General features: G+C 71.6%; 9 protein-coding genes. 3 read left to right on the plus strand and 6 right to left on the minus strand.

The genetic code is table 11. The annotated features are described in order from the left end of the window. Window positions 1–94: 94 nt before the first annotated feature. Both pflA and pflB read right to left on the minus strand, forming a co-directional pair. A complete protein-coding gene (gene pflA / locus Mam01_RS17260) occupies window positions 95–904 on the minus strand; it encodes a pyruvate formate-lyase-activating protein (RefSeq protein ID WP_204286340.1) in 810 nt (269 codons plus the stop codon). After that, window positions 904–3,195 (minus strand): formate C-acetyltransferase, encoded by a 2,292-nt coding sequence (pflB, locus tag Mam01_RS17265; RefSeq protein WP_204286341.1) that lies wholly within the window; start codon window positions 3,193–3,195, stop codon window positions 904–906. Before pflB ends, pflA begins: the two co-directional genes overlap by 1 nt. Before the next feature lie 477 nt (window positions 3,196–3,672). On the opposite strand from pflB, the gene Mam01_RS17270 reads away from it, so the two are divergent. Then, window positions 3,673–5,862, plus strand: coding sequence for a cellulose binding domain-containing protein (locus tag Mam01_RS17270; RefSeq protein ID WP_204286342.1), 2,190 nt, complete (start codon window positions 3,673–3,675; stop codon window positions 5,860–5,862). A 98-nt stretch (window positions 5,863–5,960) separates the two neighbouring features. On the opposite strand, the gene Mam01_RS17275 is transcribed toward Mam01_RS17270, so the two are convergent. From Mam01_RS17275 to Mam01_RS17290, 4 genes are all read right to left on the minus strand, one after another. After that, window positions 5,961–6,782: a carbohydrate ABC transporter permease gene (locus Mam01_RS17275; RefSeq protein WP_204286343.1), complete on the minus strand. Its 822-nt coding sequence runs from the start codon at window positions 6,780–6,782 to the stop codon at window positions 5,961–5,963. Beyond that, on the minus strand, window positions 6,779–7,765 hold the full coding sequence (locus tag Mam01_RS17280; RefSeq protein WP_204286344.1) for a carbohydrate ABC transporter permease: 987 nt from the start codon (window positions 7,763–7,765) through the stop codon (window positions 6,779–6,781). The genes Mam01_RS17275 and Mam01_RS17280 overlap by 4 nt, the downstream gene beginning before the upstream one ends. A 65-nt stretch (window positions 7,766–7,830) precedes the next feature. Beyond that, window positions 7,831–9,120, minus strand: coding sequence for a sugar ABC transporter substrate-binding protein (locus Mam01_RS17285; RefSeq protein WP_204286345.1), 1,290 nt, complete (start codon window positions 9,118–9,120; stop codon window positions 7,831–7,833). Window positions 9,121–9,191: 71 nt separating this feature from the next. After that, window positions 9,192–11,171 carry a glycoside hydrolase family 127 protein gene (locus Mam01_RS17290; protein WP_204286346.1) on the minus strand — a complete coding sequence of 660 codons (1,980 nt, stop codon included), beginning with the start codon at window positions 11,169–11,171 and terminating at the stop codon, window positions 9,192–9,194. A gap of 212 nt (window positions 11,172–11,383) precedes the next feature. Here Mam01_RS17290 and Mam01_RS17295 point away from each other — a divergent pair, with 212 nt between their 5' ends. Both Mam01_RS17295 and Mam01_RS17300 read left to right on the plus strand, forming a co-directional pair. After that, window positions 11,384–12,400 carry a LacI family DNA-binding transcriptional regulator gene (locus Mam01_RS17295; RefSeq protein WP_239101385.1) on the plus strand — a complete coding sequence of 339 codons (1,017 nt, stop codon included), beginning with the start codon at window positions 11,384–11,386 and terminating at the stop codon, window positions 12,398–12,400. Between the two features lie 146 nt (window positions 12,401–12,546). After that, the gene (locus tag Mam01_RS17300; RefSeq protein ID WP_204286348.1) at window positions 12,547–13,788 is read left to right on the plus strand and encodes an MFS transporter; all 1,242 of its coding nucleotides are present in this window, start codon (window positions 12,547–12,549) and stop codon (window positions 13,786–13,788) included. Window positions 13,789–13,804 lie beyond the last annotated feature (16 nt).

Raw genomic sequence — 13,804 nt, forward strand, 5'->3', positions numbered from 1 at the left:
TCCGGTGCGGGGAGGGCCGAAGGTCCCCGGGCCCCGCGCTGAACGTCGCTTCGGTCCCGGCCGTGATCGGCTCACGCGCCGAGCGCCCGGCCGGTCAGACGCTGGTGACGCCGTGGGCGGCGAACTGGGCGTGTACGCGATCGAGCAGGGCGCGGTCCGGCGGCCTGACGTCGGCCAGGGGGAACGTGAGCCCGAGCCGGGCGTACTTGCCGGCGGCCATGCGGTGGAAGGGCAGCACGTCGACCCGTTCGACGTTGCCGAGCGTCGCGACGAACCGGGCCAGGCCGTCCACGTTCTCCACTCCGTCGGTGAGGCCGGGAACCAGGACGAACCGCACCCAGACCGGGCGGCCCAGGTCGGCCAGCCGGCGGGCGAAGCGCAGGGTCGGCTCCAGGCTCGCCCCGGTCAGCCGCCGGTAGCCCTTCGGGTCGTACGACTTGATGTCGAGCAGCACGAGGTCGGTGTCGGCGAGCAGCGCGTCGCTCGCGCGGTCGCCGAGGAAGCCCGAGGTGTCCAGCGCGGTGTGCAGGCCGCTCTCGTGGCAGCGGCGCAGGAGTTCGCCGGTGAAGCGGGGCTGGAGCAGCGGTTCGCCGCCGCTGACCGTCACCCCGCCGCCGGCGACAGAGATGAACCGGCGGTATCGGTCCACCTCGGTCATGACCTCGTCCACCGTGACCCGGCGGCCGTCGCGCATCCGCCAGGTCTCGGGGTTGTGGCAGTAGAGGCAGCGCAGCGGGCAGCCGCAGGCGAACACCACGAAGCGGGTGCCCGGACCGTCCACCCCGACCGACAGGTCCCACGACTCGATGACGCCGGAGCCCGCCGCCGGCTCCGCCTGGCAGAGTTCGGCGGCCGCGTCCTGGCGGAGCCGGGCAGTGGACTCTGACGGCACCCTGTCGCGCATCACAGGCGCCCGTGGAAGGTGCGGTCGATCACGTCCTGCTGCTGCTCGCGGGTGAGCCGGACGAAGTTCACGGCGTAGCCGGAGACCCGGATCGTGAGCTGGGGATACTTCTCGGGGTGGTCCATCGCGTCGACCAGCGTGGCCCGGTCGAGCACGTTGACGTTCATGTGGAAGCCGCCCGCGTCGAAGTAGCCGTCGAGCACACCCACCAGGTCGGCGACCCGGTCCTCCACCGTACGGCCCAGCCCTTCGGGGGTGACGGTGCTGGTCAGCGAGATGCCGTCCTGCGCCTGGTCGTAGGGGAGCTTGGCCACCGACACCGCCGACGCGACCAGCCCGTGCCGGTCGCGGCCGTTCATCGGGTTGGCGCCGGGCGCGAACGGCGTGCCGGCCCTGCGCCCGTCGGGGGTGTTGCCGGTGTGCTTGCCGTAGACCACGTTGGAGGTGATGGTGAGCACCGACTGGGTGTGCTCGGCGTCCCGGTAGGCCGGGTGGCGGCGGATCTTGTCCATGAACGCCCGCACCAGGTCCACCGCGATGGCGTCGGCGCGGTCGTCGTTGTTGCCGTACGCCGGGTAGTCGCCCTCCACCACGTAGTCCACGGCGAGCCCGGTCTCGTCGCGGATCACCCGCACGGTCGCGTGCCTGATGGCCGACAGGCTGTCGGCGGCCACCGAGAGGCCCGCGATGCCGCAGGCGAGCGTGCGCTTGACGGGATAGTCGTGCAGCGCCATCTCGATGCGCTCGTAGGCGTACTTGTCGTGCATGTAGTGGATGACGTTCAGCGCGTTCACGTACGTCTTCGCCAGCCAGTCCATCATCCGGTCGAACGCCGCCGCGACCTCCTCGTAGTCGAGCACGTCGCCGGTCAGCGCGGGGCAGGCCGGGCCGACCTGCTCGCCCGTCATCTCGTCGCGCCCACCGTTGATCGCGTACAGCAGGGTCTTGGCGAGGTTGACCCGGGCGCCGAAGAACTGCATCTGCCGGCCGACGGGGGCGGCCGAGACGCAGCAGGCGATGGCGGTGTCGTCGCCGTACGCCGGCCGCATCAGCTCGTCGCTCTCGTACTGGATCGAGCTGGTCTCGATGGAGAGGCGGGCGCAGAACCGCTTGAACGGCTCGGGCAGCCGCGGTGACCAGAAAACGGTCAGGTTCGGCTCCGGCGCCGGGCCGAGGTTGCGCAGCGTCTGCAGGTAGCGGTAGCTGGTGCGGGTGACCAGCGGCCTGCCGTCGGCGCCGATGCCGCCGATCGACTCCGTCACCCAGGTCGGGTCGCCGGAGAAGAGCTGGTCGTACTCGGGAGTGCGCAGGAAGCGGACGATGCGCAGCTTGATCACGAAGTCGTCGACGAGCTCCTGGGCCTCCTGCTCGGTGAGCCAGCCCTCGGCGAGGTCACGCTCCAGGTAGACGTCCACGAAGGTGGAGGTGCGGCCGAGGGACATCGCCGCGCCGTTCTGCTCCTTCACGGCGGCGAGGTAGGCGAAGTACAGCCACTGAATCGCCTCGTGGGCCGTCGCGGCGGGGTGGGAGATGTCGTGGCCGTAGGAGGCGGCCATGGTCTTCAGCTCGCCCAGCGCGCGGATCTGCTCGGCCAGCTCCTCCCGGTCGCGGATGACCGCGTCGGTGGAGAACTCCCCGTCGAGCGAGCGCAGTTCGGCCCGTTTGGCCTCGACAAGCCGGTCCACGCCGTAGAGGGCGACGCGCCGGTAGTCGCCGATGATGCGCCCGCGGCCGTACGCGTCGGGCAGGCCGGTGATGACCCCGGCGCGGCGGGCCGCCCGGATCTCGGGGGTGTAGGCGTCGAAGACGCCGTCGTTGTGCGTCTTGCGATACCTGGTGAAGATCTCCTTCACCTGGGGGGCGAGTGCGTACCCGTACGCGGCGAGGCCGTTCTCCACCATCCGCAGCCCGCCCGCGGGCATGATCGCCCGCTTCAGCGGGGCGTCGGTCTGCAGGCCGACGATCAGCTCGCGGCCGCAGTCGATGTAGCCGGGCCGGTGCGAGGTGATGGAGGAGGGCGTGGCGGTGTCCACGTCGTACACCCCGCGCCGCCGCTCCTCGGGGAACAGGGCCGACACCTCCGCCCACACCGCGCGGGTCCGCTCGGTGGGGCCCTCCAGGAACGACTCGTCGCCTTCGTACGGCGTGTAGTTGGCCTGGATGAAGTCGCGCACATCGACCCGCTCACGCCAGGCCGTGCCGCGGAAGCCGCGCCACGCGCCGTGCGCGGCCGCCTGCTCCCTGGCCCCGTGCTCCCTGACCCCATGCTCGCCGGGCTGTGTGACCGTCATCGTCGGCCCCTCTCGTCGGTGTCCGCTTTCACTGTCGTTCCTGCGGTCGTCCGTCTCGCCGAGCAGAGGTCACCGATCACGAGGACCAAAGTCATCCGGCCGTCGCCGGTCCGTGTAACTTTCAGCCGCGGCTTGATCGCGCGGAGGCGCGACACACCCCGTGGGCGGCACCGGGACCCGCCGTGCCGAGCGACCCGGTCACGCTCCGCCGATCGTCCGTTGACGCCCGAACCACGACGTGCGTACGGTCCGCCTGCGAACCCGAAGTCACTACGAAGGAAATCGTTTGTCGGGCTCACCACGAGCGGCGATTCGGCGAATGTGGCATGTGGAGTGCGTGAAGGTTTTCGTCACCCGGCCAGTCGCCCCGCCATCGGCAACCAGTCGGAAACCGGTATCTCGGCAACTTCGCGCCCCGCCTCGGCGGCTCCCGCTCAGGCTCTCCTCTCCAACCCACCACCGCCTTCGAGGACACACATGCGACTCTTCTCCCATCGATCGGGGACGGCGCTGGCCGCCGTCCTCTGTGCCGGGGCCACGGCCCTCACTCTCACGCCGGCCGCCCAGGCTGCGGCCGGCTGCCAGGTCACCTACACGATCAGCAGCGAGTGGCCGGGGGGTTTCGGCGCGAACGTCAGCGTCGACAACCTCGGTGACCCGATCAGCGGCTGGAAGCTGACCTGGTCGTTCGGCGCGGGCCAGACCGTCACCCAGCTCTGGAACGGCAGCTACACCCAGTCGGGCGCGCAGGTCACCGTCACCGACGCCGGCTACAACGCCTCCATCCCCACCGGCGGCTCGGCCGGCTTCGGCTTCAACGGCTCGTCGACCGGTTCCAACCCCGTCCCTGCGAACTTCGCCCTCAACGGCACCCCCTGCACCGGCGCCGTCAGCAGCCCGTCGGCGAGCCCCACCCGGTCGCCCAGCGCGAGCCCGAGCGCGTCCCCCTCACAGAGCCCGTCGCCCAGCGCCTCGCCGAGCGCCTCGCCCAGTCCCTCGCCGAGCCCTTCGGTCAGCCCCTCGGGCAGCCCGCCTCCCACGAACCCCGTGGGCAAGGTGCTCACCGTGGCCGCCGGCTCCCCGTTCCGGCCGGTCACCCACGTCGCGACCGGCGGCCTGTACGGCCTGGCGGAGAACGGCAAACCGGCGGACTCGACCCTGCTGCCGCTGAAGGTCAACTCGTTGACGCAGCCGGCCCCCGGGGTGGGACAGCGGCCCAACGGCCAGCCGCCCGGCGGAGACTCGCTGCTGGTGGCGCCGCAGGCCACCCGGGTCGGCGCGGGGGAGTACATCCGGATGCCGGACATCTACTCCAACTTCCCCTACCAGTGGGTGAGCTGGAACGACTGGCTCGCCAAGGTGGACACGATGGTCCGCGCCCGGCTGAACGCCACCTCGGTGAGCAACATCCTCGGCTGGGAGCTGTGGAACGAGCCGGACTGGACGTGGAAGACCGCCAACGCCGGGGCCTTCAACGACGGCTGGACGCGCACCTTCCGGGCGGTGCGGGCGCTGGACACCACGACGCCGATCGTGGGGCCGAGCATCTCCTACTACAACCGCTCGTGGCTGTCGTCGTTCCTCAGCAGCGCCAAGGCGGCCGGCACGCTGCCGGACATCATCTGCTGGCATGAGCTGGGCAGCCCCAACAACATCGCCGCCAACATCGCCGACTACCGCGCGCTGGAGTCGTCGCTGGGCATCAGCCCCCGGCGGATCTCGATCAACGAGTACGCCGCGACGAGCGAGGTGGACGTCCCCGGCCGGATCGCCAGCTACGTGGCCAAGTTCGAGCGGGCCGGGGTGGAGTCGGCGCACCGGGCGTTCTGGTACGAGTTCGGCACCATGAACGGCCTGGTGACCAACAACACCCAGCCCACCGGGACCTGGTGGCTCTACAAGTGGTACGGCGACATGGCCGGCCGGATGGTCACCACCACCCCGCCGAACCAGACCGGGCTGGACGGCTTCGCCTCCTACGACAGCACCCGCAAGATCGTGAATGTGGTCCTGGGCAACGAGGCCGGCACCAACACGGTCCGCCTGACCGGGATCGGCGCGCTCGGCCCCTCCGTCCAGGTGACCGTGGAGTCGACGCACACGCAGAGCCGCTTCACCTCGGCCCCGGCGGCCACCCCCATCTCCAGCACCGTCTATTGCGTGACCGGTGACCAGCTGCTGGTGATCGTGCCGAACATGGCCGCCTCCGACGGATATCACGTGGTCGTCCAGCCGGCCGGCGGGGTGCCGTCGTACCAGCAGCGGTACGAGGCGGAGGACGGGTCGGTCTTCCGCGCGCAGCGGCTGACGGCCTCCAGCGCGTCCGAGGGCGGCTACGTGGGCCGCATCGACAACGCCACGAGCACGCACTCCACCGACAGCTACGTCGACTTCGTGGTGAACGTGCCGACCGCGAGGACGTACACGATGACCATCGGCTACGCCAACGGCGGCGGCGCCACCGCCACCCAGGGCCTGGCCGTGAACGGCGGATCGTGGGGCACCGTCAGCTACCCGGCCACCTCCGGCTGGGGCCAGTTCGGCGCGACCACCGACACCACCGTCAGCCTCAAGGCCGGATACAACGTGATCCGCCTGGCCAAGGGTTCTCCCGGATTCTCCGGTGCGACCGGCAACGCCGAACTGGACTACATCCAGCTCAGCTGAGTCGCGCCGGCACACCCGACCGCCCGCGCCGGCAGCACGCCGGCGCGGGCGGCCGCCGTCATCAGGCCGCTGTCACCAGGCCGCCGTCATCAGGCGGGTCAGTCCTTGACGGCTCCCGCGGTCACTCCGGCGGCGACGTAGCGCTGCGCGAGGACGAGGAGCACGGTGGCGGGGATCGAGGCGATCACGGCGGTGGCCATGATGGCGTTCCACTGCTGGTTGTTGTTGCCGATGTAGTGGTAGATGCCGAGGGTGATGGGCTGGTGGTCGCCGCCCTGGTCGAGGGTGCTCGCGAAGACGAAGTCCGACCAGGCCCACAGGAAGGCGAACAGCGACACCGTGATGACCGCGTTGCGGCTGACCGGCAGCACGACCGACCAGAAGGTGCGCAGCGCTCCCGCGCCGTCCACGCGGGCCGCCTGCGTGAGCTCTTCGGGGATGCCGGACATGAACGTCGTGAAGATCAGCACCGCGAACGGCACCGCCAGCGTGGAGTCGGCCAGGATCAGCCCCGGCACGGTGTTCAGCACGCCCGTGCTGAGGTAGATCGCGTAGAAGCCCATCGCCATGATCACACCGGGGATCATCTGCGCGACCAGCAGCAGGAAGCCCAGCACGCCGCCGCCCCGGGGCCGCAGCCTGGCCAGGGAGTAGGCGGCCGGCGCGGAGACGACCAGCGTCAGGGCGACCGTGCCCAGTCCCACCACCATGCTGGTCGCGAGGTACGGCAGCTGCCGGCCGAGCACCTCGCGGTAGCCCTCCAGCGTCCCGTTCACGGGGAACCAGTTCGGCGGCGACCTGCGCATGTCCTGGTCCCGCGTGAACGACACATTGATCATCCAGTAGACCGGGAACAGCATCAGCGCCGTGAACACCACACCCAGGCCGGTGTGCCACCAGCCGCGTCCGCCCGCCCTCATGCCGTTCCCTGCCTTCGCTGCACGCGGATGTAGACGAGCCCGAAGACCAGCGCGATGACGATCAGCAGGTTGCCGACCGCGGCGCCGGGCCCGAACGCCGGGAGCAGGTTGCCGAACCCCAGCCGGTACGACCAGGTCGCCAGCGTCGTGGAGGCTCCGCTGGGCCCGCCCTTCGTCATGATCCAGATGATGTCGAACACCTTGAGCGTGTAGACGAGCCCGAGCAGCAGCGTGATCGCCGAGACCGGCCGCAACAGGGGGAACGTCACCCGCCGGAACCGCGTCCAGCCCGTCGCCCCGTCGATCTCGGCCGCCTCGTGGACCTGCGCCGGGATCGCCTGCAGGCCGCTGTGGAGCACCACGAGGTTGAACGGGATGCCGATCCAGATGTTGGCGATGGTGACCGACCACAGCGCCCAGTCCGGCGAGGTCAGCCAGTGGACCGGAACCAGGCCGACCGCGCCGAGGACGGCGTTGACGACGCCCGAGTCGCTGTTGAGCATCCACGACCAGGTCGAGGACGACACGATCAGCGGCAGCAGCCACGGCACCAGGAACAGCGCCCGCAGCGTCGCCGACAACCGGAAGCGCCGGGTGAAGAACATCGCCAGCGCGAGCCCGATGGTGAACTGGAAGACCAGCGACACCACGGTGAACACCACCGTGTGCCACAGCGCGGGCCCGAACGTCGCGTCGCGGACGACCTTCAGATAGTTGGCGAGCCCGGTGAACGGCGCGTCGCCCCGTACGAACGACCGCACGGTGTAGTCGCGCAGGCTCAGCTCGACGTTGCGGTAGAGCGGATAGGCGTAGAACGCGAGCAGGTAGACCACCAGGGGCGTGAGAAACGCCCAGGCCGCCCACTGGCCCGGCCGGTTCCGGCGCGTGAGCGCCCGGCGGACACCGCCCTGCCCGCGCGCCGGGGCCCGCTCCCGCCGGTCGCCCGCCGGCGGGGGAGCCGGCGTCCGTGTGGCGTGTTCCATGCTTTCCCTCGTCTGACTCTGACGGCCGGGCACAGGCCCGGAGCGGCGCCCCGGGCCGGTGGCACCTACTGGGTGGCGCTCGCCGCCGCGGTCTGGGCGGCGGCCAGCGCCTCCTGCGGCGGCTGCGATCCGCTCAACGCGGCCTGCGTCGCCTTCCACAGGGGCTCGGAGATCTTGGGGTACTTCGTGCCGAGGTTGTCGCTGGTGCGGCCCTTGGCCGCCTTGACCGCCTCCACCCACACCTTCAGGTCCGGGTTCTGCTCCACCTGCTTCGCCTGCACCTCCTCGGTCGGGGCGATGTACGACAAGGTGGTGTCGGTGGCCAGGGAGTTGTCGGTGCTGGCCAGGCAGGTCACCAGCTTCTGGGAGACGGCGTAGCGGGCCGTGTCCTGCTGCACCGGGATGCTCACGAACTCGCCGCCGGTCGGGGCGGGTGCGGTGCCGCCGTCCTTGGCGGGGATCGGGATGATGCCGTACGGGAACCCGGCCTTCTTCGCGTTGGCGAGCTGCCAGGTGCCGTTCTCGGCGAAGGCGAAGTCGCCGGTCGCGAACTCCTGCCAGCTGGTCGTCTGGGTGTTGTTGATCACCGAGTTGGGGGCGTACCCCTTCTTCACCCAGTCGGTCCACAGCGACAGCGCCGCGACGCCCTCCGGCGAGTCCAGCTTGGTCAGGTTCGCGCCGGAGCCCCAGAACCAGGGCAGGAACTGGAAGCTGCCCTCCTCGGTGCCGATCGCGGAGAACGTGATGCCCTTCTTGCCCGCCGCCTTCACCTTCTCCAGCGCCGCCGTCAGCGACGCCCAGTCCCTGACGCCGTCGGCGTCCACCCCGGCCTTCTTCAGCACGTCCTTGTTGTAGTACAGCGCGAGCGTGTTGGCCCCGATCGGGATGCCGTACGTCTTGCCGCCGATCTGGCCCGCCGCGAGCAGGTTCGGCGAGGCGGCCGAGGTGTCGATCTTCGTCTCGTCCGTCGAGGTCAGCACCCCCGCCTCGGCCAGGGTCGAGACGACCGGGTTGTCCACGATGAGCACGTCCGGCGAGTTGCCCTGCTGCGCCGCGAGCAGCGCCTTGTTGGTCAGGTCGGTGGTGTCGTAGCCGGTCCGCTTGACGGTCACCCCGGCCTGCGTCCCGCACTGGCCGAGCAGCTTCACCCAGTCGGAGGAGTCGTCGAACTGCGGGTACGGATCCCAGATCGTGTACGTCCCGCCCCCGGCCGCCTGGCTCGCGCCGCCCGCCGGAGCGTCACCCGCCGGAGCGTCGCCGCCGGAGGATCCGGAGCACGCGGTCAGGCCGCCCGCGACGGTGAGGACCACCAGGCCCAGGCCGGCGACGCGCCGTCTCCTGTCAAGGCTTTCCATGTCGATCTCCCTTTCGACGGCCGGCGTCCGGCCGATGTCATCGCGTTCTCCGATGCGGCGCGGCCGCGCGGTCATCCGGTGGCGGCGACCGGGATCCAGACCCGCATCGGGCCCTCGCTCCGGTTGCCCCACAGGAAGTACGGCACCGCCGTGAGGGTGAGCGGGGCGCTGTGACGCTCCCTCGCGGGCGCGTCGGCGTACAGGGAGGCGCCGGGCTCGGCGAGCCTGCCGCCGGCGGTGAGGACGACCGGGAAGTCCGGCAGGTCCTCGCGGCGCCCCGCCTCGACGGGGACGGCGGGGTCGAGCCGCACGTCCTCCAGCACCGTGCCGGGCGGCAGGTCGGCCTGCTCCAGGCAGTAGACGAGCGGCCCCCGGGCCAGGGCGACGCAGCCGCGCACCGCGTCCACCCGGGGATGCGCGGTCACCCGCCGGACCGGCATCTCCAGGTCGAGGACGACCGTCGTGCCCGGCGCCCAGACCCGGGTGAGCCGTACGTAGCCGTCCCGGGCGGGGGCCGTCACCGGGCCGCCGCCGATCCGGACCGCGTACGCGTCGCACCAGTCCGGCACGCGCAGCGCGAGCGTCCAGGGGGTGTCGGCCTCGGACGTCACGGTGAGCTCGATCCGGCCCTGCCAGGGGTATTCGGTGCGCACGTCCACCCGCACGGCGGAGCCCGCGACCTCGGCGGTCACGCTGCCCGCGGCGTACAGGTGGATCTGCAGGCCGTCGCCCGCGGCCGTGGCCAGATAGCCGTGCAGCGAGGCCATCAGCCGGGCGATGTTGGGCGGGCAGCAGGCGCAGGAGTACCACGGCAGCCGCCGCGCCTGCGCCTCCTCCCCGGAGCCGGTGTGGCCCGTGCGCGACTGCAGGGGGTTGGAGTAGAAGAAACGCCTTCCGTCGAGGGACACGGCGACGGCGACCGCGTTGTACAGCGCCCGCTCCATCTCGTCGGCGTACCGGGCGCGGCCGGTCGCCAGCAGCAGCCGCCAGTTCCACTGGAAGCTCGCGATCGCCGCGCAGGTCTCGGCGTACGCCCGGTCCGGCGGCAGTTCGTACGGATCGCCGTACGCCTCGTCGCGGTGGCGCGACCCGTGCGCCCCGGTCACGTAGGTGCGCCGGTGCACGGCGTCCTCCCACAATCGCTCCGCCGCGTCCAGCAGCGTGTGGTCGCCGGTCTCCACGCCGACGTCGACCATCCCGGCGAGGAGATAGAGCTGTCGTACCGCGTGCCCGGTGACCTCCGCCGCCTCGCGTACGGGCACGTGGTCCTGGTAGTACGCGGGGCCGAACCGGCCGGGCCCGAGCAGTCCCCGTCCGCGCAGGTCGAGGAACCGGCGGGCCAGGTCGAGGTAGGGCCGGTGCCCGGTCAGCCGGTACAGCTCGGCGAGCGCGGTCTCGATCTCCGGGTGCCCGCAGACCTCCTCGGCGCCACCCGGCCCGAAACGCTCCACCAGCAGGTCGGCGAAACGGCGCGCGACGGCCGCCAGGTCCGGGCTCACGCCGGTCCTGGCGGCGGCGACGGCGGCCTGGACGAGGTGACCGGCGCAGTACAGCTCGTGGCTCCACTCCGGCCTGCGCCAGCGTTCGTCCGGCGCGGCGACGGTGAAGTAGGAGTTGAGGTAGCCGTCCGGTCCCTGGGCGCGGGCGAGCAGCGTGGTCGTGTCGTCGACGAACGACCGCAGCGAGGCGTCGCCGGGCGAGGAGGCGAGCTCCCAGGCCGCGCCCTCCAGCGTCTTGTGGACGTCGGAGTCGGCGAACCACATGCCCGCGAAGGCGTCGCCGGACTCGCCCGCCGCCGCGCGGAGGTTGGCGATGTTGCCGTGGGCGTGCAGGTTGTCCACGCAGTGCGGGATCGTGTCCTCGGCGTTGCGCCGCTGCCACCGCCCCAGCAGGCCGCCGGGGTCCAGCCGGGCCTCGTGCACGCCGAGCGGCCGCAGCGCGACGACGGCGCCGGGCCGCGGGGCGACAGGTGCGACCGGTGCGACCGGTGCGGTGGGCTCCCGAGGGCCGAGGCCGGGGGGCGGGGGGTCTGACAGCTTCTGCTCGGTCATTCCTGATCTCTCGTGGGGGGAGGCTCGCGGGACGGCGGGCCAGGGAAACGAGGAAGGGGGGAAATCCGGGGCAGCTGGAAACAAAGGAAAACGATTGCCGACAAGTTACCAATGTGAAGTTGGGGCGTCAACACCGCGTTTCCGGCGCGTTACCCGTGCTCCATCGCGCTATACAGTGAATGGCGGCAACGTCCCCGGAAACTGGAGGAAACGTGGGGAGACCGGAGCGTCACGCCACTATCGCCGACGTCGCGGCACTGGCCGGGGTGTCGGTGGGCACGGCCTCCAAAGCGCTCAACGGGCGCGGGTCGCTGCGCGAGGAGACCCGGACGCGGGTTCGCGAGGCCGCCCGGCAGCTCAGCTTCCAGGCCAACGCCGGCGCGCGGAGCCTGCACTCGGGGCGCACCTACACCGTCGGGATGATCACTACGGACACCATCGGCCGGTTCAGCATCCCGGTCCTCATGGGCGCCGAGGACGCGCTCGGCGCCGGGGAGATGTCGGTCTTCCTCTGCGACGGCCGCGACGACCCCATCCGTGAGCAGTACTACGTCAAAACCCTGCTCAGCCGCCGGGTCGACGGGATCATCGTGACCGGCCGGCGCACCGAGGCGCGCATGTCCATCGGCCCGAACCTGCCCGTTCCCGTGGTGTACGCCTTCATCAGTTCCGCCGACCCGGGGGACTGCTCGGTGGTTCCCGACGAGGCGGGCGGAGCGCGGAAGGCGGTCGAGCACCTGCTGGCGGTCGGGCGCACCCGGATCGCCCACGTCACCGGGCCGGAGCATCACAACTCCGCGCGGGTGCGAGCGGCGGCGGCGCTGGAACGGCTGGCCGAGGCGGAGCTCGAACCGGTCGCGCCGCCGCTGTTCGGCGGCTGGAGCGAGGCGTGGGGCCGGCAGGCCGTCGGAATCCTGCTGGCGGGCCGGGCGGAGTTCGACGCCGTCTTCTGCGGCAGCGACCAGATCGCCCGCGGGGTGAGCGACGCGCTGCGCGCCGCCGGGCGGCGGGTCCCGCAGGACGTCGCCCTCGTCGGTTTCGACAACTGGGACGTCATGACCGAGGGCGCCCAGCCACCGCTGACCAGCGTCGACATGGATCTCGAAGGTCTGGGCCGGTCGGCGGCCGAGATGCTGCTGTCCGCCATCAACGGCACCGCCTCTCCGGGCCGGCACGAGCACCCCTGCCGGCTCGTGGTGCGCGAGTCGACCATCGTGCCGCTCGCATAAGCGTGCCGGGCCCCGGCGGTGGGGCCGGCGGGACGGGACAACGGATGGTCTTCCGGGTACGGTCGGAGGACCAAGGTCCCTGACATCCCCGCTGTCCGAAAGGAAAGGGTGAGGCGCAAGCAGCCTCTCCCCCCGGAGGAACGGAAATGACAGCCGACACGGCAACCGTGCAGCACCGACGTGAGGGCGGCCGGGCGGTCGCGCTGACGCTGGCGACGGCGGGGTTCGCGGTGAACTTCTGGGCCTGGGCGCTGCTCAGCCCGCTCAGCTCGACGTACAAGGAACTGCTCGGCCTGACGCCGTTCGAGGCGTCGGTGCTGGTCGCGGTCCCGGTCGTCGTCGGGTCGCTCGGCCGGATCGTCCTCGGCGCGCTGACCGACCGATACGGCGGGCGGCTGATGTTCGCGGTGACGAGCATGCTCGGCGTGGTCCCGGTGGTCCTCCTCGCCTTCGCCGGGAGCTATCCGGCGCTGCTGGCAGGAGGGCTCGTCCTCGGCCTGACGGGCGCGACCTTCGCGATCGGCGTGCCGTTCGTCAACGCCTGGTTCCCGCCGGAGCGCCGCGGGCTGGCTCTGGGGATCTTCGGGATGGGCAACATCGGCACGGCGATCTCCGGCTTCGCCACTCCGTGGCTGGCGGACAGGTTCGGCCGGCCGGTGCCGTTCTTTGTGGTCGCGGTCGCGCTGGTGGTGGTCGGCCTGGCGTTCCTGGCGTTCGGCCGGGAGGCGCCCGGCAGCCGCCGGACGACCGAACCGTTCCTGTCGAGGTTCCTGGCGGCCGGGAGGTTGCGCGTCACCCGGGAACTGGCCGCGATGTACGCGCTGACCTTCGGCGGGTTCGTGGCGTTCGGCGCCTACCTGCCCCTTTATCTGAAGGCGGTCTACGGGCTGTCCACCGCCGACGCGGCGGCGCGGGCGGCCGGGTTCGTCGTGCTGGCCACGCTCGCCCGTCCGGTGGGCGGCTGGCTGGCGGACCGCTTCGGCGGCCGGATCATGCTCTCCGGGGCGCTCGCCGTCGCGGTGGTGTGCGCGGTCGCCGTGTCGTTCGCCCCGCCGATGCCGCCCGCCACGGCCGGCTTCCTGGCCATGGCGGCCGCGCTGGGCCTGGGCAACGGAGCCGTGTTCGCATTGCTCGGACGGGCCGTGCCGGCGACCGCTATTGGCAGCGCGACGGGGGTGGTCGGCGCGGTCGGCGGCCTCGGCGGGTTCCTGCCGCCGATCGTCATGGGCCTGATCTACCAGGCCACCGGTTCGTACGCCATCGGGCTCATGCTGCTGGCGGCCGTCGCCGCGGCGGCGCTGGTGTACTGCTGGTTCGTGCTGCGCCCCGGCGGACCCGGCGGACCCGGCGTTCCGGAGTGGTCCGGACCGGCCCACGACCTCGTCTGACGTGAGGGAGAGGAAA

This window comes from Microbispora amethystogenes (genome assembly GCF_016863015.1).
Taxonomy (GTDB): domain Bacteria; phylum Actinomycetota; class Actinomycetes; order Streptosporangiales; family Streptosporangiaceae; genus Microbispora; species Microbispora amethystogenes.